This is a genomic window from Nocardia mikamii NBRC 108933 (assembly GCF_001613505.1).
Classification (GTDB): domain Bacteria; phylum Actinomycetota; class Actinomycetes; order Mycobacteriales; family Mycobacteriaceae; genus Nocardia; species Nocardia mikamii.
In genome coordinates this window covers 1-19,212 of the sequence record NZ_BDCM01000010.1, presented here as the reverse complement: position 1 = coordinate 19,212, position 19,212 = coordinate 1, and the positions used below count along the sequence as shown (strand labels likewise).

The 19,212-nt window shown below is 65.4% G+C and carries 17 protein-coding genes and 3 pseudogenes; 12 read left to right on the top strand and 8 right to left on the bottom strand.

The genetic code is table 11. The features are described from left to right. Positions 1-185: 185 nt before the first annotated feature. Positions 186-365, bottom strand: a complete 180-nt coding sequence (locus NMI01S_RS36365) for a carbohydrate-binding module family 14 protein (protein ID WP_084512933.1) — start codon at positions 363-365, stop codon at positions 186-188. 162 nt (positions 366-527) lie between these two features. After that, the gene (locus NMI01S_RS13280) at positions 528-1,019 is read right to left on the bottom strand and encodes an RICIN domain-containing protein (protein ID WP_062997097.1); all 492 of its coding nucleotides are present in this window, start codon (positions 1,017-1,019) and stop codon (positions 528-530) included. Positions 1,020-1,606: 587 nt separating this feature from the next. On the opposite strand from NMI01S_RS13280, the gene NMI01S_RS13275 reads away from it, so the two are divergent. The 6 genes and pseudogenes from NMI01S_RS13275 to NMI01S_RS13250 all read left to right on the top strand — a co-directional run bounded on the left by NMI01S_RS13275 (position 1,607) and on the right by NMI01S_RS13250 (position 7,108). Next, the gene (locus NMI01S_RS13275) at positions 1,607-2,860 is read left to right on the top strand and encodes an MFS transporter (RefSeq protein ID WP_245716841.1); all 1,254 of its coding nucleotides are present in this window, start codon (positions 1,607-1,609) and stop codon (positions 2,858-2,860) included. Between the two features lie 347 nt (positions 2,861-3,207). Beyond that, positions 3,208-3,927, top strand: coding sequence for a DUF8020 domain-containing protein (locus NMI01S_RS13270; protein WP_062997093.1), 720 nt, complete (start codon positions 3,208-3,210; stop codon positions 3,925-3,927). Positions 3,928-4,299: 372 nt separating this feature from the next. After that, a pseudogene (locus NMI01S_RS13265) lies at positions 4,300-4,800 on the top strand (acetyl-CoA C-acetyltransferase); the annotation flags it as partial. A 34-nt stretch (positions 4,801-4,834) separates the two neighbouring features. Continuing rightward, positions 4,835-5,416, top strand: a pseudogene (gene ribB, locus NMI01S_RS13260) (3,4-dihydroxy-2-butanone-4-phosphate synthase); the annotation flags it as partial. Positions 5,417-5,659: 243 nt separating this feature from the next. Further along, entirely contained in the window at positions 5,660-5,956 is a 297-nt protein-coding gene (locus NMI01S_RS13255; protein ID WP_439956258.1) for a carboxymuconolactone decarboxylase family protein, read from the top strand. Between the two features lie 351 nt (positions 5,957-6,307). After that, positions 6,308-7,108, top strand: coding sequence for an alpha/beta fold hydrolase (locus tag NMI01S_RS13250; protein WP_062997089.1), 801 nt, complete (start codon positions 6,308-6,310; stop codon positions 7,106-7,108). A gap of 58 nt (positions 7,109-7,166) precedes the next feature. On the opposite strand, the gene NMI01S_RS13245 is transcribed toward NMI01S_RS13250, so the two are convergent. The 3 genes and pseudogenes from NMI01S_RS13245 to NMI01S_RS13240 form a co-directional block, all read right to left on the bottom strand. Next, positions 7,167-8,219, bottom strand: coding sequence for an SDR family oxidoreductase (locus NMI01S_RS13245; protein WP_062997087.1), 1,053 nt, complete (start codon positions 8,217-8,219; stop codon positions 7,167-7,169). Positions 8,220-9,007: 788 nt separating this feature from the next. Further along, positions 9,008-9,253 (bottom strand): annotated as a pseudogene (locus NMI01S_RS34810) (family 1 glycosylhydrolase); the annotation flags it as partial. Then, positions 9,254-10,450, bottom strand: a complete 1,197-nt coding sequence (locus NMI01S_RS13240; RefSeq protein ID WP_167669905.1) for a lactonase family protein — start codon at positions 10,448-10,450, stop codon at positions 9,254-9,256. 676 nt (positions 10,451-11,126) lie between these two features. Here NMI01S_RS13240 and NMI01S_RS13235 point away from each other — a divergent pair. After that, positions 11,127-11,498, top strand: a complete 372-nt coding sequence (locus tag NMI01S_RS13235) for an ester cyclase (protein ID WP_062997083.1) — start codon at positions 11,127-11,129, stop codon at positions 11,496-11,498. Positions 11,499-12,245: 747 nt separating this feature from the next. Here NMI01S_RS13235 and NMI01S_RS13230 read toward each other — a convergent pair. Next, complete coding sequence (locus NMI01S_RS13230) at positions 12,246-12,488, bottom strand: hypothetical protein (protein ID WP_174554514.1); 243 nt, start codon at positions 12,486-12,488, stop codon at positions 12,246-12,248. Positions 12,489-12,503: 15 nt separating this feature from the next. Between NMI01S_RS13230 and NMI01S_RS34805 the strand changes: the two genes are divergently transcribed. Then, positions 12,504-12,671: a hypothetical protein gene (locus NMI01S_RS34805; protein WP_157126161.1), complete on the top strand. Its 168-nt coding sequence runs from the start codon at positions 12,504-12,506 to the stop codon at positions 12,669-12,671. Between the two features lie 147 nt (positions 12,672-12,818). Here the strand turns inward: NMI01S_RS34805 and NMI01S_RS13225 are convergent, their stop codons facing one another. After that, complete coding sequence (locus NMI01S_RS13225) at positions 12,819-13,733, bottom strand: alpha/beta hydrolase (protein ID WP_062997081.1); 915 nt, start codon at positions 13,731-13,733, stop codon at positions 12,819-12,821. A gap of 346 nt (positions 13,734-14,079) precedes the next feature. Here NMI01S_RS13225 and NMI01S_RS35320 point away from each other — a divergent pair, with 346 nt between their 5' ends. Next, positions 14,080-14,364 carry a putative quinol monooxygenase gene (locus NMI01S_RS35320; protein ID WP_167669904.1) on the top strand — a complete coding sequence of 95 codons (285 nt, stop codon included), beginning with the start codon at positions 14,080-14,082 and terminating at the stop codon, positions 14,362-14,364. A gap of 60 nt (positions 14,365-14,424) precedes the next feature. Here the strand turns inward: NMI01S_RS35320 and NMI01S_RS13215 are convergent, their stop codons facing one another. Further along, positions 14,425-14,856, bottom strand: coding sequence for a hypothetical protein (locus NMI01S_RS13215; RefSeq protein ID WP_157126160.1), 432 nt, complete (start codon positions 14,854-14,856; stop codon positions 14,425-14,427). Between the two features lie 674 nt (positions 14,857-15,530). On the opposite strand from NMI01S_RS13215, the gene NMI01S_RS13210 reads away from it, so the two are divergent. The 3 genes from NMI01S_RS13210 to NMI01S_RS13200 all read left to right on the top strand — a co-directional run bounded on the left by NMI01S_RS13210 (position 15,531) and on the right by NMI01S_RS13200 (position 19,173). Then, positions 15,531-16,025 (top strand): GNAT family N-acetyltransferase, encoded by a 495-nt coding sequence (locus tag NMI01S_RS13210; RefSeq protein ID WP_245716840.1) that lies wholly within the window; start codon positions 15,531-15,533, stop codon positions 16,023-16,025. A 267-nt stretch (positions 16,026-16,292) separates the two neighbouring features. After that, the gene (locus tag NMI01S_RS13205) at positions 16,293-16,808 is read left to right on the top strand and encodes a GNAT family N-acetyltransferase (RefSeq protein ID WP_062997072.1); all 516 of its coding nucleotides are present in this window, start codon (positions 16,293-16,295) and stop codon (positions 16,806-16,808) included. A 745-nt stretch (positions 16,809-17,553) separates the two neighbouring features. Beyond that, entirely contained in the window at positions 17,554-19,173 is a 1,620-nt protein-coding gene (locus tag NMI01S_RS13200; RefSeq protein ID WP_062997070.1) for an ice-binding family protein, read from the top strand. Positions 19,174-19,212 lie beyond the last annotated feature (39 nt).

Here is a 19,212-nt window from a genome sequence, read left to right as displayed (position 1 = left end):
GCGCGGCGACGGTGAACGCACTGCGCGAGCAATGCCGCGAACGGTCGGGCGAACCCCGGCGGGGTGCGGCCTGACACGCTCGCACACCACGAGCTGATCGGCGCAACCCGGACCTCCGAAAGCAACTCCCGTTGACGAGTGTCGTTGACCCTCGCGCAGTTATCGCAGGCGCGTTGGTCACCGGCCTATACGCATCGTCCCTGTTCAGAGTCGAAGTGCGTGCCTGGCGGGCAATTGCGCTCGTAGGCGTTGGTACGTGCGACGCACGACATGAACTTGGTGGTGTCGCCGGTCGGATGGGGGTAGTTGCCGTCATCCTTGTTCGAGCAGTCGTACCAGTCGACCAAGCGATCCTCGTCAGGCATGGTAGGTGTCCCTTCTCGGTGCTGGTGTGGGAGTCCGGCTCTCTCTCGGTGTCCGCGTTCACAATTCGCGTATGGCTTTCATCGTCGACACGATCAGATCTCGGTCGAGTTCTGACCCACGCGCCCGGCAACCGTAGATGAATCAGCCTGCGCGCGAGGCTACTACGTTGCAGTGGCCGGGGTGGTGGGCTCGGAAGCGGTGGCGGGGGAGCCGTTGAGGTGGGTGCTGCGGATGCCGGTGGAGCCGTCGGCTTGTCCGTGCAGGTTGAACGATTCGGGGTATTTGCCTTCGTAGGGCCTTGGGTAGACGTCATTGGTGCCCGTCGTGGCAAGTGCGATGTTGTGGTCGTACCTACAGCGGATGCTCGTAGATCCGTATCCGTTGTTTATCCCTACAAAGGTGAAGCTCTGGTCCCGGCTGCCATCGTAGGGCCGCACGTTCACACCGGTGGCTGTCATGCCGAGGGCCAGGTCGTAGTACTTACAGCGGATACCCTTCGAGCCGTCGGCTTGATCAACGATGTTGAAGCTCTGCTCTTGCGTACCGTCGTACGGCCTGGCGGTCACACGGCCCTCGCGCGTGATGCCGAGAGCCAACCGGAGTTGAGGATTGCCCGGTGTGGAGGCTTGCAGATCAGGTGTGGCGTCCGACATAGCCTGTCTCCTTCATTCGGCCGCGTGCAAGGTCCCCCGGCCCCGCTCGGTTACGGTCTACGAGAAGCTCTACTACTAGGGTATTTCGACCGGACGTGTCTCGTTGCTGATACCGGCGGATTTACTCTTCGCCCACCGATTCGTGCCGTGGCGGTGTCTCCGGCACATACGTCACCACCCGTGCGCCCGGACCTACACCGGCCCCCACGGCTGCTTCGGAGTCCAGAAACAGTGGACCGCACGCGCCACGTATACACCCGCGGGCGCCCGTTGACGACGAGTCGCACCAGGATCTAGGACACGCTTCCCACGCACCGCGATGATCGGTGCCCGCGCCTCCAGCAACCACCCAGGTACTTGCGCGCGAAACATATAATGCTTAATATTTTGTGACGCCGGTCGCAGTCCCAGGCTCGATCAGAGCGCGGGCCGCATTCATGCGCGCCTTGTGCGATCCGGCGAATCCCTGTCGGCGGCCAACGTCCGACGCGCCGACGAGACAACGGAATCGGAGAACGACCGTGGTGAGATCCCCCAGCCGCCCACGCAGTGGCCTGGCAGTCGCCGTACTGTGCTTTTTGACGATCGTGGCTGATGGCTACGACATGGTCGTGTACGGAGCGACCCTTCCGAAGATCTTGGAAGAGCCCGACTGGCATCTGACCCACAGCGCGGCGGGCTTGATCGGGACCTGGACCCTCGGTGGTCTGATGGTCGGCTTCCTCACGGCCGGTCCCCTCGCCGATCGGATCGGCCGACGGCGGATCATGCTGGTAGGGGTCGTGTGGATCGCGATTGGATCGCTGCTTTCGGCGGCAGCGCTCAACGTCGGAATGTTCGGGGCCGCACGGTTTCTCACTGGTATCGGAATCGGCAGTATCGTGCCGTCTGCGGTGGCGCTGACGCTCGAGTACGCGCCGAAGCATCGCCGGCAACTGTACAACGGCGCCATGCTGACCGGTTTTTCCTTCGGCGGCATCGTGGCCTCGCTGGCTGCCATCTGGCTACTGCCTCATTACGACTGGCGCATCCTGTTCGGGCTGGGCGCGGTTTTCCTGCTACTGATCCCCGTGATGTGGTTCCGCCTCCCGGAATCCGCCGGTTTCCTCGCCGCGCAGGGGCGCGAAGCCGAAGCCCGCGAACTGGCAGAGTCGTTCGGACTCGACTATCACGAGCTCAATGAGCAGGCAGACGATTCTCCGCAACAGGAAGCGAGCGCGGGGGGCAGTCGCCGGCTACTCGAACGTCCACTGCTTGCCCCGCTCGTCGTCTTCATCATGATGTGCGTGTGCGTGAACGTCGTCGTCTACGGACTCAACACGTGGGCTCCGGCCCTCATGCGTGAACAGGGGTACGCACTCGGCTCGTCTCTGACATTCATGCTCGCACTGCAATCCGGCGGCGTCGTCGGCGCTGTGATCGGCGCCTACTTCGCCGACCGCATCGGATGCGGCCGTGTGGTCATGGTGATGTTCGGCGTCGGCGCCCTGTCCCTGCTGCTTCTCAGCAACAAGATGGACACCGGATGGATGCTGCTGGCAATTCTCGGCGCGGGAATCGGCGGGACCGGAACGAACTCGATCATCTACGGATTCGTCGCCCACTACTTTCCCGTGGAGAATCGCGGCGCCGCCGTCGGCGTGGTCCTGGGGCTCGGCCGCATCGGCGCGATGGCCGGACCGGCGATGGCCGGTTGGATCCTCGACGCCGGCCTCGGCGCGCAGTGGAGCTTCTACGCATTCGCCGCCCCCGCCGTCATCGGCGCCGCACTCGTCGCCCTCCTGCTCTGGCTCTCCACGCAACGAGACACCACCGGCGGTCCAGCCTTGGCAAGCGCTTGACCCACCGACCGCCGAGGCCGGTTACAGCGTGGCGAACTGACGAGCCGCAGACCTCCTCGACCGTGACCGCGAGCTGTCCGGCGATCTGACCGCAACCTCACCTTGTGGCTGGGATGCGATCCGGCCGATCGGGCACGGCATCTCCGCAGAAGTCTTCTCCGGCTCCCGAAGACACTGACGGCGATGCCGTGCCTCGGCCTGCGCAATTTGCCCATTCATTCCGCCCCGACGAGCGATATCGACTCACCGGCTCGACGTAGTTCACTTCGTTCACACAAAAACGAATTCTGTTCTCGTAGAACGAGTTTGTCACCCAACCATGCCCTTTTCACGATGAGGATCGACTGATGAAGATCAAAAATTTTGCGGGTACTGCTGCGCTTGCGTCTATTGCGATGGGAATCTCGGCGGGCACGGTGACGGCAGCGCCTGCCGCCGGCGACGAAGGTGTCAGGTTTACATCCACCACCGACGCGACATCGACGATCGTGCGGACCGATGCCGGGTCGATGGCTGTGAAAGATGGCGTGTTCACGATCGCGGCCAGTGACGGGACGGTTCTGGCCGGCACTGAACTGTCGTTCCGCGTCGATGATTTCGTATTTCCGATCGCAGCCGAGATTCATGACCGGACCGCCGAACTGACTCCCCGGTTCGATCTCGCTGACGCGGTGTACAGACCGGTCGCATTGCCGTTCGAAGATCAAGCGCCGTTCAAGACGCCTTACGACCGCGAGCAGGCGGCGTGGAACCGCATGGTCACAACGATCACCACCGGAGCTACGCTCGGGACGATGGTCGGAGGCATTACCGGCGGCGCAGTCGGTTGCGTCCTGGGCGGTATCGCAGGTGCGACCGTCGCGGCCGCCACGATCGTCGGCATGTTCGGGGCGTTCATTCCGGCGGCAGCAGTGGGATGCCTCGGCGGCGTCGTCGCGGTCGGCGCTCTCGGCACATTGGCCGGCCAATTGCTGGTCACCGCCCCGGTCGCCATCATGGCCGGCATCCAGTACTTCACCACCATCAATACGCCGTTTTCCCCGGCTTCCCCGTCCCCGGCCAAATAACTCCATGCCGCCGATGCGACCGCGCACGATCACCAGCCGTGCGCGGTCGCAATCCGGCATTGACGCTATCGATAGTCCGATACCCGAAACAACCGACAACGCGAGATATCGACGACGGGTACCTCTGATCCGCGCAGCATCATCCGGAGACTGCTGCGGTGCCGGGAGCCGCCACGGTGGGGTGGGGCGCCGGTGCCGAGTATGCTTCCTGGCCCAGGGTGGCGCGATCGAGTTGTGAGTGGTGTCCCTGGTCGACACGTCGATCGCGGAGGCCGACTGTTTTCTCGATCGCGAAGACCACCACGAGCGCCGACATCAGGCCGAGTGCGACGAAGACGGCGACTCCGAGGAGTTGGTGCCCGAAATTGATTGTCCGACGAGCTGGCCCGTAGGTTCCCGGAGCTGGAATGGCGGATCACGGCGGCGAGCTCGTCGCAACTCACCGACGGGGCGAGCGCGGTCCTGATCGTGAGCGAACGGGCTGCCGAACGGTTCGACCTGCGACCGCGAGCGCGATTTCGCGGATTCCACGCCTGCGGCGACGATCCGATGTTCATGCTCACCGCGCCGATCGCGGCCACCAGGACGTTGCTCGAACGTACCGGCCTCACAGTGGACGACATCGACCACTTCGAGGTGAACGAGGCGTTCGCATCGGTCCCGCTGGCATGGCAGGCGGAACTGGGCGCCGACCTCGCTCGAGTGAATCCACGCGGCGGAGCGATCGCGCTCGGACATCCGATCGGCGCCACTGGATGCCGATTGTTCACCACGATGCTGCACGCCCTGGAGTACAACGGAGGCCGCCTCGGATTGCAGACGGTCTGCGAGGCCGGCGGCATGGCGAACGCACTTGTGCTGCAACGAATGTGACGCTGGCATGAGACCGGACGGGTAGGAACGGGTGATGGATCGACAGATCCGCCTGGACAGTGTGGACAGGGCGATCTCCGACATAGCGGCGGGGCCGCCCGTCGTGGTGGTCGATGATGCCGACCGCGAGAACGAGGGCGATATCATCTTCGCCGCCCAACGTGCCACGCCGGAGTTGCTGGCGTTCACCATCCGCCACTCCAGTGGCGTGATCTGTGCGCCGATGGCGGGGGAATGGCTCGATCGCCTGGCGATCCCGCTGATGACGCCGCACCATCAGGACCCCTTGCGCACCGCCTACACCGTGTCGGTGGACGCGAGAGCTGGTGTCACAACAGGCATCTCGGCTGCCGACCGGGCGCGCACCCTCCGCGCCCTGGCCGACCCGGCATCCATGGCTGCCGACCTGAACCGGCCCGGACACGTATTCCCGCTGCGCTACCGGGACGGTGGGGTCCTCGTTCGCCGGGGTCACACCGAGGCAGCGGCGGACCTGGCCGAGTTGGCGGGCTTGGCGCCGGTCGGTGTGCTGGTCGAACTCGTCGACGATGACGGGACCATGACCCGCGGAGCGCAGCTGCGGGCCTTCGCCGACACCCACGGACTGGCGATGATTGGCGCACATGGGAATTGCGGTTGCCGAACGTGTGCCCGTGGTAGGGCACCGACCGATCACAACGCTGGCTACCTCGGCGCCAAACGCGACCGGATGGGCCATGCATTACCGAAACTCGGGCCGGTGGCGGCAGGCCGGGCGCAGTTGGCCGGTGTCACATCGGCACTCGAAACCGAGTCGTGTTCGTAGCCGTTCGACCGAGGGAGCAGACCAATGGCCGACGGGCCGAGTAGAACGCGTGAATTGCTTGGAGAATTCGCACCCGCCCTGGCCGATCTGACCGAACGGATTCTGTTCGGCGACATTTGGACCAGGCCCGGACTGTCACCCCGCGATCGCAGCCTCGTCACGGTATCAGCGCTGATCGCGATGAACCGCACCGAGCAGATCGGTTTCCACCTGGAAGCTGCATTGGACAACGGCGTGACCATCGACGAACTGGTCGAGGCGATCACTCACCTTGCCTTCTACGCCGGTTGGCCCGCCGCGATGTCGGCCGTCACCCGGCTCGAACACCTCGCGAACGATCGCGGCCGATGACTTGTGCGGCCGGGCCTATTTCATGTGTCGCTGTGGTCGGTCGGACCCGCCGGATCCGACCGCTACGCGATCGCAACGGCCGCGATAGCCCTGCTCCGGGCCCAGTCATCATCGCGATCGACATCGGCGCATTCGCTCCCCGCTGATCATCTGCGGGAATCTATGTGATCGCCGCGTGATAGTGATCTGACTCCGCCTGCGCCCGGTGCCTGCTCGACATTCGGCTCGGCAGTGGTTCGCCACGCCGCAGCGGCCGTGGCCGCTGCAGCCCGGCGATCTGCCCCTAGTTGAGGCCGACGTCGAACCGGCTGCTTGACCGTGACACAAGTGTAAAGGTCGGAGGGTGTGGTTATGACCCGCTCGACCATCCGGCACAGCGCCTTCGGTGACGGCACGCCGCTTGTCCTGATCCACGGCTACACCGTTGACCACCAGGTCCTGCTCCCGCTCGAATCCGCCTTCGCCGACCGTACCGGCTGGCGGCGCCTTTACCTCGACCTCCCCGGTCACGGAGCCAGCTCCCGGCTGCCGAGACCGACCTCGGCGGCCGCCCTGGCCGAAGCTGTCTTCGATTGGCTCGACACTGAGTTGGCCGACCTGCCGTTCGCGGTGGTCGGGCAGTCCTTCGGCGGTCAGCTCGCTCGCGCGGTGACGGCACGTTACGGGGAGCAGGTGCTCGGCTCGGCGCTGCTGGCACCGGTCGTGCGCTGGGGCGACGACCGGACGCTGCCCGAGGAAACAGTCCTGGAACGTGACGAGGAACTGCTCGACCGCCTCCCGGCCGCCGACCGCGAGCTGTTCAGCTCCGTCATGGCCCACCTCGACAAGCCGAGGTGGGAGCTCTTCGAGCGATATGTGCTTCCCGGCTGGCGAGCCCACGACGAGGCGGCCGCCACCGAGCTGGAAACCGACTTCCTGCTGCCACAGTGGCCGGAGCACCATGCGCCCACGCACCGCGGGCGCCACTTGCTGGTCACCACCCGGCAGGACGCCCTGGTGGGCTGGCGCGACCAGCTGGCCCTGCTCGACCACTACCCCCGGATGGCGGCAACGGTGCTCGATGCCGCCGGGCACAACCCGCAGGTGGAATGCGCCGGGACCGTATGCGGCCTGGTCGGACACTGGCTCGACGGGATCGCGTGCCCTTGCTGATCAAATGACGGAGCGCTCGATCTTTGCCGTTGTGTCGTGGAGGGTAGAGCCAGTGGCATCAGTGCCAGTTCCCATTGCAGCGTGCACTTCGTCGAGGGCGGTTTGTGTGCCTCGTCACCCAGCTCTTTCCGAGGGTAACCGCGGTTCCAGCCCACAGCAGGCGCCGCGCCTTGGGGTGCGTCGCCAGCCAGGTGTAGGGACTGACCTGGAGTGCTCGACTGTGGAAGTCCCCTTCGACGCGCGCGTCGCCGCTCGGTTCGTACAGATTGCCGTCCACGTCCTTCGCAGGCTCGGTCGTGCGCTCCATCGGGATGCCGAATTTCGCCAGGACGACATCGGCGAGTCTCGGAGCGAGATGTTGGGTCACCTTCATCAGCTTGGCGGCTCCGCCGGCGTAAAGATCACGCACCGGGTGTGCGGCGGCGAACAGAACGCAATCTGCGACGACCGCGGGACGGTAGAACGGTGGGGCGCCCTTCGGTTTCACGTCCATTTTGTTGCGTCCGTTGGTGAAGAAGGGTGTGTTGATCGCCGAGGGTTTGATGCTGGTGACCGAAACCGGTGTGCCCGCGGCGTCCAGCTCGCGTCGCAGCGCATCGAGCATCCCTTCCACCGCGTGCTTGGATGCGGCGTAGGCGCTGTTGAGCGGCATAGAAATCACCGTCTCGCCCGATCCGACCGATACCAGCGCGCCACCGCCGGCCCGGCGCAGGTGAGGTAGCGCAACCTGAAATCCGTGCACCTGGCCCATGAAATTGATGTCCATGAGGCGGCGGAATTCCTCGGGTGTGGTGTGTTCGAAATCCGCGTAGACCACGACGCCGGCGGCCGAGACCCAGGTATCGATGCGTCCGAACGTCGCGACGGCCAGGTCGGCGACTGACTCGACCTGGCCGCGATCGCTGACGTCGCATACCGCGTACACCGCCTCACCACCGGCTGCGCCGATCTCACGCACGAGCGAGGCGAGACCCCGTTCGTTGCGCGCCGCCACGACCACCTTCGCTCCAGCCTTACCCAGGCGCAGCGCCGTCTCCCTGCCGATCCCGCTGGAACTACCAGCGACGACCACGACCTGCTCTGCGAGTGGCTTCAACTTGATTCGCGCCATCGCGCGCCTCCTTCCGATCCGCGAACGGATGATTACGCATAATGTGAAATCCTGCGACACGCGGTGCATACCCCCTTTCGTTGCCGGGAACGCGATCGTCCGGTGGTGTCGTCGTTCACACAACAGTTCGGAGGAAGAACTTTCGGGCTTGTGGTGGGCAGTGCGGCAGTGGATGCTCACCGTCAAATCGTCGAGAACCTCTGCGCCGCATACCGTTCGACGACCGTGCCGCAGGTCGCTGCCGCTGATGGGGTGCGAGAGGACCCGTGCAGGTGACTCCCGAACAGCCGGGGTTGCCCAGCTGTGGTGGCTCGAGCGGGTTCGGTCCGCAGTGAGAGAGTGTGCAGTGCGACGGTGCGTACGGCCCGACGCCGAGGGCGCCCAGAATGAGGTCCGGGTCGAAGAATCCGGGAGGGTCGATATTCGAATTCATCGAGGGGATGTGGGGGTCGCTGTTGGTGTTGGAGCTGAGCACTGCGGAGGGGGCGGTGGCGAGGATGCGGTGCGGGCGGTCGGGTCGAATCCCTCGTCGGCGGGGTCGGCAGTCTGTGGTCCGGTCGTGGACGGTAGCGAGCAGTGTGTGGGGGAGGTGGGTGTGGCGTCGCCGCGCGGCGCAGTGGACACCGAGGGATCGCCGCAGCGGCGAGGGTGAGGTCGGCGCATGCTCGGGTTCGATTCCCGGGGCGGGATGCCGAGCGTGGACGTCGTGGTCTCATCGTTCTTCTATCCATGCTTCTATCCATGGCTATCGGGTGGCGCCAGCGGATGAATGTCGGCGTAGAGGCCGGTTAACACTTTGTGCGACTGGGAAATTCGAGTTGCTCGCGAGACGGCCGACAGCCGTCGGGTACGCCACCGCGCGCGATGGCGGCCCGGTATGCGGCTACGGTGTCAGTCGGGCGGCGACGTAGCTGTGGGTCTCTGACGACGTCGATGGTGTAGAGCCCGAATCGTGTTCGGTAGCTTCCCCATTCGTAGTTGTCGGTGAAGCTCCAGCAGTTGTAGCCGATGACGTCGGCGCCACGAGTTCTCGATCAGACGGCCGGGACCAGTGTCAGTGTCCTGCCGTCGGCGACGGTTGTGCCGGTGTAGCGGGCGGTCGAGTCGTCGCGGATCAGGGTGCCGTCGGCGCCGATGGCGAAGCGGCGCAGGACTTCCTCGCCGGCGCGCATCGGATCGGTGCCCAGGACCCACAGCGCCTTCCCGCTCGGTGACATCACCGATGATTCGGCGTTGACACCGGGTTCGGGGGCGAAGTCGACGTTGGGCATGGGACGCAGGGTCCCGTCGGGGTGGATCTCGTAGGAGCTGATGAACGACGAGCCCATATTGGGCACGTACAAGTAGTGGCCGTCAGGGGTGGTGCTCGCGATGTGCGGCAGCAGGCCCGCCTGGTATGGCGACCCGGGCGCCTCGGTCAGTGTTCCGTCGTCGGCGCGGTTGAATGCCTGTACGGTGCCGCTGATCTCGTTGGTGAAGAACAGGTGCCGCCCGTCCGGGGTGATCACCGGGTAGATGGTGTTGATGCCACCGGCGACGCGCTGCTGGGCCTCGGACAGGGTGCCGTCGTCGTGGATGTCGAAGACCACCAATTGACGGCCGGTGACGCTGGCCACGTACAGGTTGCGTCCGTCGGGCGATATCTCGGCCGAGCCCAGGCCGTCGACCGCGCCGCCCACCGGAACCGCTGGACCGTTCGGAGACGGCACTCCGTCGCTGTCGATCCGGATCGGCAGGATCGACGCATTCACCGCGCCGACCGTGACGAACCCGTCGCGGCCGTTGGGCGCGAACGTGATATCGACCGGAGTGTCGGGCAGCGGCATCGATGCGCCCGGCGTCAGGCCACCGTCGGGACCGACGGTGAAGGAGATCAGCCGCGGATTCATCGCGGGGGCCGCGTAGAGGAACCGCCCGTCACGCGACGCCGCGTGCGGCCAATTCGGGAGGCCGGTTTGGGCCCGGCCCGGTATCGGGGTCGGCTGCCCGGTGTCGGAGGCGTTGAACCCGACGATCCCGTCGCTCATGAAGCCGTGGGCGTAGATGCGGTAGCCGGCCTCCGATGCCGCCGGAGCCGCCGTCGCGGGCTGGGCTACCGCGGCGAAACAGGGGAGTACGGTCGCGGCGACGGCCAGCACCCAGCCGGCACGCCCGCGTTGGCGAGGAAGCGCGGTAGGGTCGGTCGTGCGAGCCGCCCCGCACTGACCTGTCGTGGTGGAATGAGCTGTCATAAGGCGGAGCCTATGGCGGGTCCACTGGCACGGACTGTCCAGAGAATTGGACATTCGCGGCGTTGATCGCCGACGCCCGACCCGGGCCGATGGTTCCGCCAACCGTCCCTCGGGTTGTCGAGCTCGTCACCGCCGCGGTGCCGGCGGTTCGCAGCCCCGACAGCGTCTCAGGAATCCTTACCCGCTACCGCGCGCCCTGCTCGGGAGCATGTGTCGGTGCTCCAACGGTCAGCGCCAGGTGAGCTGATTCCTTCAGTGGCGGAACGTGTTCGAGTACCGGGGGAGAGGGCGACAGGGGCCATGCGGTCGAATCATCAGAGTCCAAGCTTTGCCGATTAGGTGCCGCTGAGTCGACAGCCGCAATCCCGGAGCGGCCGCCTACGTCGGCGGAAGGACTGCTCCGGAGAAGCGATCGGCCGACGCTGTCGGTGATGTCGTCGGTGATGTCGGGTTATTGGACGTTCAATGTGGTGTGCAGCAGCGTGTTCCATGGCCGGCAAGCGGCGTCGCGGGCGGGCTGAGTGTCCAACTCCTAGGACACCGCAGGGGGGATATGCGGAATACCGTTGGTGGTGTCCAGATTCCGACGACCATCGTCGAGAGAAAGGCATGTCTATGAGCGAGCTGCTGGACGGTTTCATCGAGGCGCCCCACCGGGGATTGAAACATCGGCGACGTGGAGCTTGCGGCGAGTCCGTTCTCCGAGGACGTGGCGTGCGAATTCCCGTCCGGCCCCCTGTCGGGCATCGGCGAGCTGCGCGGGATGATCCAGACCTTCATCACCGCGTTCCCGGATCTGACCATCGCGGTGCGCAACATCTGGCACGACGGTGACGGCGCGGTCGCCGAAGTGTCGTTCTCGGGAACCCACCACGGGCCGCTGGCCACGCGGCAGGGTGAGGTTCCACCTACCGGCCGCGCCATGCAGTTTCCGCTGGTCGACACCTTCGCCGTGGAGGACGGCAAGGTCGTGGAGCACCGCGGCTACTGGGCCAACGCCTCGTTCCTGACCCAGCTCGGCCTGTTGCCGACAGCCGCCGAAGCCTGACGCATAGCCGGCACCCCACGGGCACAATGCTCCTTGGTGGCGCTGCGCGTCCTGAGCGCGCAGTTCGGCGGCGGGCTGCTCGTGAACCGCAGAGCGGAAAAGCTCTCCGAGGCCCTGGCGAATCGAGATATACCGTGCGCCGCGGCCCACGGGTGCGGACATCTTCGGTGCGGCACAGGACCTTCGGTCGGCGCCTACCACCACCCGAAGCCAACTGTTCAGACGATCGATACGCGGAGGGAGTATGCCCTCACCTATTCACACCGATGTCCAGGAACTGCTGGACTACTTCGGCAGATGCGCGGACTGCGGATACCCTTCCTCGGCCTCGCAGGTCACCCGCCACTACCCCGATGGTGCCACCGAGCAGGAGATAATAGCCACCTGCGGTCTGCCGTGCGGCTGGCGTGGACCGGTCCCTATGACGCGGATGACCTGGGCGCACCGATAGTGCAGGCACCCGCAGATCGGTTCGTGCAGGCCGGCTTCGGCGTCGTCCGTGGCACGATTCGGCGGTGAGATGACACGCGCTGCCACAGCCCGATGCGGCCACGCGGCCATCAGAAGTTGCGATGCGCGCCCACGAAGCTGGTTCGACGGTGCCGTCTTCGATCGGCTGCCTTCTCTGTCGGCACTGATCGAGGAACGGCTGTTGCTCGAGGTAGGAGGGCTCACCGCGCCCGGACGGGCATCGCTGTGGCGGCTGCGGTCTGGCAACCGTCGCTGTGCCGCCACATGGGCGCGGAATCAAGGGCTGCGAAGCAGGCCGTGGGCGATACTGTCGGCTGCGCTTTCGAGGAGCTGCCGCAGTTCTTCCTCGCTGCGGTGTAGCTGGTCCGGGCGCCAGTTGAGGCTGATGATGCCGTTCCATGCAGCCAACAGCACCAACGCGACCTGGGCGGGGTCGACGGGTCTGGCGATGCCGGCGTCGATACCGCGGTTGATCGCCTCGACTAGCCGGTCGTTCTGCTGCTTGATCTGTTGTGCCATGCGATCGGCCAACTCGTGCCCGGCGGCGTACTGACCCGGCTCGGCGGGGAATGCGAGCATCCGGAAGTACTCGACGCGCTCGACGAGTTCACCCAGGACAAGGGCATCACCGTCGATCTGTCCGGCGACGTCAGCCGTCGCGCGTACGGCTTGGTCCTGGGCACCCCGCCCGCGGCGAAATAGCCGTTTGCGTCCACGACCGGTGAATCGCCAACCGGCATGGTAGTCAACGGCTTCCGTGACCGACGCGAAAGCGCCTGTCCCACACGGTGTTCTGTGTGGGACAGGCGCTACGGGGAAACCCGATGTGCTCGGCTTCAGCGGACTCGCTCAGCCGGCGAGGTTCTTGCCGAAGAACTCCTCCAGCTTCGCGACGGCCGGAGTGACGTACTCGTCCACGTCGTACAGGTCGATGTGGGACGCGCCGTCGATGACGAACAGTTCCTTCGGCTCGGCGGCCTTGGCGATGGCCTCGTCGCTGAAGTACTTGGTGTCGGCCTTCGAGCCGGCGATCATCAGCAGCGGCCGCGGTGCGATCATCGCGATCTTGGCGTAGGCGTCGAACTGGGCGATGCGGTCGATGCTCTGCAGCGGCCACTTGTTCTCCGACCGCGGATGCTGAGCACGCGGGGTGCGGTAGTAGTCGTGCGCCTCGCGGAACAGCTCGGGTGCGTCCTCGAGGCCCTCGGCGGTCGGCGGCGCCCAGATCTGGTAGTTCGGCTCCGCGCCGAGCGCTTCGGCGGTGCGCAGGGCGCCGGCGGCGTCCAGCATCTCGTTCAGTACGGCCGGGTCCTGGGTGCGGCCGAGGCCGTTGCTCAGGTAGTCGCCGATGTCGAGGCCGCTCACGGTGGCGACTGCCTTGATGCGGTGATCGGTCTGCGCGGCGAAGGGCACATAGCCGCCGGACGCGCAGATGCCCAGAGCGCCGATGCGACCGGCATCGATGTCGTCACGGGTGGTCAGATAGGTGACGGCGGATTTGACGTCCTCGCTGCGCTGGAAGGGATCCTCCAGGAAGCGCGGTTCGCCTTCGCTCTCACCCTGGTACGCGGCGTCGAACACGAGGGCCGCGAAACCCTTGTCGGCCAATCGCTTCGCGTACACGCTGGCGGTCTGTTCCTTGACGCCGCCGCCCGGGTGGGACACCACGACCGCGGGCAGTCGCTCGCCTGCGCGGTCGTCCGGGGTGAAAAGGATTCCCGCGAGACGGAGACCGTTGCTGGGGAAGCTCACGCTGGTTTGCATGGCGGTGTTACGTCCTTTCGGGGAGGTTTCCGTGGCTCGATGGCCACATATCGAGGTTCGTTCAGCGTTGAGTTCCCGACAATGGGAAAGATCGTTCCCCGGAAGCCTCGCGGCCAGGAACGGAAAGCGGCTGCCCGCCGCACCGTCGAGTGCGTCCGCCCGGCCCCCGCACGCGAGTTATGTTGGGACACAAGGAGATCGCGTCGGATTCGCTCGCTTCGAATCCTCGCTTCAGGATAATTCAATTGGTTGGAACTGTGACGCAGGTTACGGTCGGATTGTTCCCTCGAACAGGATCGCGCTCTGCGCCCATCAGTCCTTTCTCATGAAATTCGGGAGATATCTCATGGCAATTCAGGTCACCATCGATATGAACGTCACGGACGGTCACTTCGACGAACTGCGCGTTTGGTTCGTCAAGAACGTGCCGGGGACGCGCGATTTCGAGGGCAACATCACCGTGGAGATAGCCCGTAAACAGGACGATCCGGCCCGGATCCTCTTCGTCGAGAAGTGGGATTCGCGTGAGAACTTCGAGAACTACCTCGCCTGGCGGGACAAGACCGGCGTGATCGCCGAACTGCTCGACATGCTCGACGGCGACATTACCTTCCGCTACCACAAGGTTTGAGGACACGCCCTAGGGCAGCTGATCCGTAGTCAGCGGAATCACACCCGTCTCCGGCACCGATCAGCCGGGCATGACGACCTCGAGACGGGAAGCGTCGGGGAAGTGGGTACCGAGCGTGGTCAGCTCGATCGCGATCCTTCCTGGGCCGGGGGCGAAGGATATCGAGTTGGTCTCGTTGTGGAACATGTGCTGGGACACGCTACCCACGCCGCCGCTGTCCAAATTACGCCAGTTGACGACCGCGACCAGCGACGACCCACATCCGGCGCTGCCGGTGCCGGCGATGTCGTTGGTCTGGTAGCCGAGGGAGACCCGGTTGCTGTCATCGAAGATGTTGGCCTTGGCGTCGATGGTGGTCGCGCACGGGCCGCCGTCGAACTGTGCAGTCAGCGTCGGCATACCGGTGTGTGACTCGGCTGAGGCCGGCGCGGCCTGAAACAGAAGCGCGCTGCCGACGGCAGCGAGGATGGAAACAAAGGAAGGAGCGTGCATGGTGTCCTCTCGCAGTTCAGGCCCTACACGCTATCGGCACACGGGTTCAGGTTCCATCGACCGCACCACCCCGAGTCCACTCTGACCCGGTAGGCGCCGGCGCAACCGTACATCTTGCTGTGCAGCCCGAAGATGCCCTCGGTGGGCACATCAGGTTGGGATCACCCCAAACCGTCCCTGTATGACTGTGTTTCAGCCAACTCCATACCCGACGGATCCGCGTAGTCCTCAGCTTGCGGGAGTTTCCGGGCTGGACATTCGATGCCGCTGTCGCTGGCAAGTGCTTCTGCCAGCGCGGTGCGCACCAGTTCGAATCCTCGGCGCGTGCGCAGCCAGTAGCAGAAGTGTGCGCGTCGGCGAAATGTCGGTCTCACAAGTTACGTTCCGGGGCAGCAGGATTCGTGCTCGCGGCGGTGGACGGTAGGTCGGCGAATCCGCTTGCGCCGCTGCGTGACGTGATAGTGTGCGTGGCTGTTCGTGTCGGTCGGCGACAGGGCTGGAGGTGGGTTGATGGCGGCGCGCGAAGCCGTTGCCGGACAAGAAGTCCGGGGATTTTCCACGTCCCGGCCGACGGCCTGACTCGTATTCCCTTCGCCGCCCGCCCGATAGCGCGGCGGCATCATCGACACGAACATGAAGGAATCTGTTCCGCGATGACGATTCGTCATACTTGGATGACGCGCGCCGAAACCAGCGCCGACATCCCCACCATCCGCGAGATCGATCTCGCGTCGTTCGACACCTCCCTGGAAGCCGACCTTGTCGAGGCGCTGCGCAGCGATCCGGCGTGGATCGATGGCCTGTCCCTGGTGGCCACCGACTCCGATGGCGCGCTCGTCGGGCATGCGCTGCTGACCCGCTGCCACATCGGTGAGGTCGCAGCCCTGTGCTTGGGCCCGGTGGCCGTGTGGCCCGACCACCAGAACAGTGGGGCCGGCAGCGCGGTGGTGCGGGCCGCCCTGCGGGCCGCCGCTGATAACGGCGAGCACTTCGTCACCGTCCTCGGACACCCGGGCTATTACCCGCGGTTCGGGTTCACCCGTGCCTCCGCGCACGGTATCGGCCTGACCATCGATGTCCCGGATGAGGCCCTGATGGCCCTCACCCTCGACGCCCGATACCCGCTGCCGGCGGGGACCATCCGTTACGCCGCCCCGTTCGGCATCTGACGGAAATCGCCGTGGGAGCGGGCACAGCTCTCGCTCCCACGGCATTCCGGCACCGATGTCGGGTCGCCGCCGCGTCGACACCGGCATCAGCGATATTGCTTTGCTCGCCGTCGGTGGCATTGCTAGCGTCATGCCGGCGCGAAGGGCGTGAGCTGGTGACAGGGAGGTTGATGAATATGGCCGCGGTCGGCCTTCATCGGCATGTCCTTGTCCGGCCCGCGCGATAGCACGGTGCGGTCCGGTCTTCTCTTCCATCAGGAGTGACTCGTGACTTCCCATTCACCATCAGACCTCATCGACCTGACCACCGACCGCCTCGTGCTTCAGCCGTGGACGATGGCCGAGGCCACCGCGGTTCTCGCCGACACCAGGCCGGCGCATTGGGCCGACGACTTCCCCGCCGAAGGTGACCTTGTCATCGCGGGCCTGTTCGATCAGCATCCGACATGGCTCGGCGAATGCGGCCACCGCCTGATCATCGAACGTGACAGCCGCCTGGTGGTGGGCTCGATCGGGCTGTTCTGGCCACCGCACGAGGGCGCACTGGAAATCGGTTACGGCATCGTGGTTTCCCGCCGCGGCCGCGGTTACGCCGCCGAAGCCACCCGGGCATTGGCGGAGTTCGCACTCACCGCACCCGGGGTCCACACCGTATTCGCGAACGTGGAACTGTCCAACCCGGCCTCTGTCCGCGTGCTGGACAAGGCCGGCTTCCATCAAGCGGCCACTACCGGCGACACAGCCAGATACGAGATCACCGGACCGAATCGCCACATCCGGTGACCTGAGGGGACCGGTGGTGGCCACCTGAGATTCGATCTGAAGCCGCGGGTCTCGGTGCCGTGAACACCACGGCTGGCCAGGCCAAGGTGGTATGTGAGTTCATCTTTGTCAATCCCCTCCTCACACGGCAAACTCCACCGGTCATCGTCAGCTACCAGTTGGTGACGTTTCATATTTCGCAGGGATCGACTCTTACCGGCACGTGATTCCTATCGCCGATCCGGGCTGCGGTTGGTCGTGTATGTCGACACCCTGGGGGTGGCGAGTCCTCGCGCGCAGCTGGCGCCGATGACCGAGCGGGCCGACAGGGGCGATGGACCACGTTTCTTCCACGCTGCGCTCAGCTGGGGCGTTCCGCACCCCCAGCGGTGTCCAGGGCGTCCGGACACCCGACCGCGGACTTCGGCCACGCGAGCACGACATGCCAATCCGGCACCGCCGCAGGCGATGTCAATGGTGTCGACCATGATCGGAACCACCCCGCCCGACCGGCATCGGAATTCGCGAACGAAGCCGGGCGCCCGGGGCGGACGGCAGCGCCGGCCGAAGGGGGAAGCAAAGATCACTGCTGGTGTCCAGCTTCCGAACAGCTACTCGCTGAACGGAAACCGGACTGAAACCGGACCAAAGAGGCATTGCCGAGGTGCCGTCGCTGGGCGGTAACTGGTATCAGCGGCGTCATCCAGCTGAGTCGGTGTCGCTGCGTAAGAACCCTTTTCACTGCTTCTCTCATTAAGGCAAGAAAATGTCACCTGTTATCACCTCGCTGAATCCCTCTTTCGGTCCTCCGGCGGGTCTCAACTCCGTCATCATCACCGGTTCCGGCTTCGCCAACGTCGGTCCGCTGACTGTTCGGTTCGGCACCACGGCAACGACATTCACCATCAACTCCGATACCCAGATCACGGCCATCGTCCCGCCGGGGACCGGCACGGTGAACGTCACGGTACAGGCGTTGCTGGACGGCACGAGCAACCCGCTGCCCTACACCTACGGCGGTGCGCTTCCTACGTTGACCAGCATCATCCCGGCGTCGGGGTCAGCGGCCGGTGGGACGACGGTCGTGCTCACCGGGACGCATCTGACCGGAGCCACCGCGGTGAATTTCGGTGGGACACCGGCAACCTCGTTCACGGTCAACTCCGATACCCAGATCACCGCGGTGGCCCCGGCCCATACGGCGGGGACAGTGCAGGTCACCGTCACCACTCCCAGCGGCACGAGCAACGGAGTGTCCTACACCTATATCGCGGTGCCGACGCTTACCAGCGTTACTCCGAGCTCGGGTCCGCCGAGTGGGGGGACGGTGGTTGTGCTCACCGGCACGGGCTTGACCGGAGCCACCGCGGTGAGTTTCGGTGGGACACCGGCGACTCTGTTCACTGTCAATTCCGACACTCAGATCACCGTTCTGACCCCGGCCCATACGGCGGGGACAGTGCAGGTCACCGTCACCACCCCCGGCGGTACGAGCAACGGAGTCTCGTTCACCTATATCGCGGTGCCGACGCTTACCAGCGTTACTCCGAGCTCGGGTCCGCCGAGTGGGGGGACGGTGGTTGTGCTCACCGGCACGGGCTTGACCGGAGCCACCGCGGTGAGTTTCGGTGGGACACCGGCGACTCTGTTCACTGTCAATTCCGACACTCAGATCACCGTTCTGACCCCGGCCCATACGGCGGGGACAGTGCAGGTCACCGTCACCACCCCCGGCGGGACCAGCAACGGAGTCACCTACACCTACGTGTCGGGTCTGGCGCCGGTCAATCTGGGTACGGCATCGACGTTCGCGGTGCTGGGTGCCTCGACAGTCACCAACGCCGGTGCCACAGCCATCACCGGGAACCTGGGCGTCAGTCCGGGCACCGCAGTGACCGGGTTCCCGCCGGGAACGGTGACCGGCGGAGCGATCCATGCCGGGGACGTGGTCGCGGCGCAGGCACACACCGATTTGCAGGCCGCCTACCTCGACGCGGCGGGCCGCACGCCCACCGCTTTCGTGACCGCTGATCTCGCGGGTCAAACCCTGACCTCCGGGGTCTACAAGGCAACCGGCGGGATCGGTCTCAACGGCACCGTCACCCTGGACGGGCAAGGCAATCCGAATGCTGTGTTCATCTTCCAGGCCGGGTCGACGCTGATCACGGGCGCGAACAGTGTGGTGAGCCTCATCAACGGAGCCACCGCGCACAATGTGTTCTGGCAAGTCGGTAGCTCGGCCACGCTGGGTGCCAACACCAACTTCGCCGGCAACATTCTGACGTTCACCTCGGACACGGTGACCACCGGCACCACCGTGAACGGGAGCGTCCTGGCCCTCAACGGCGCGGTCACCCTCGACACCGACACCATCACGGCCGCCTGAGCCGACTCACCGAAAGGATCTCAACCCCCTGTCCGCGCG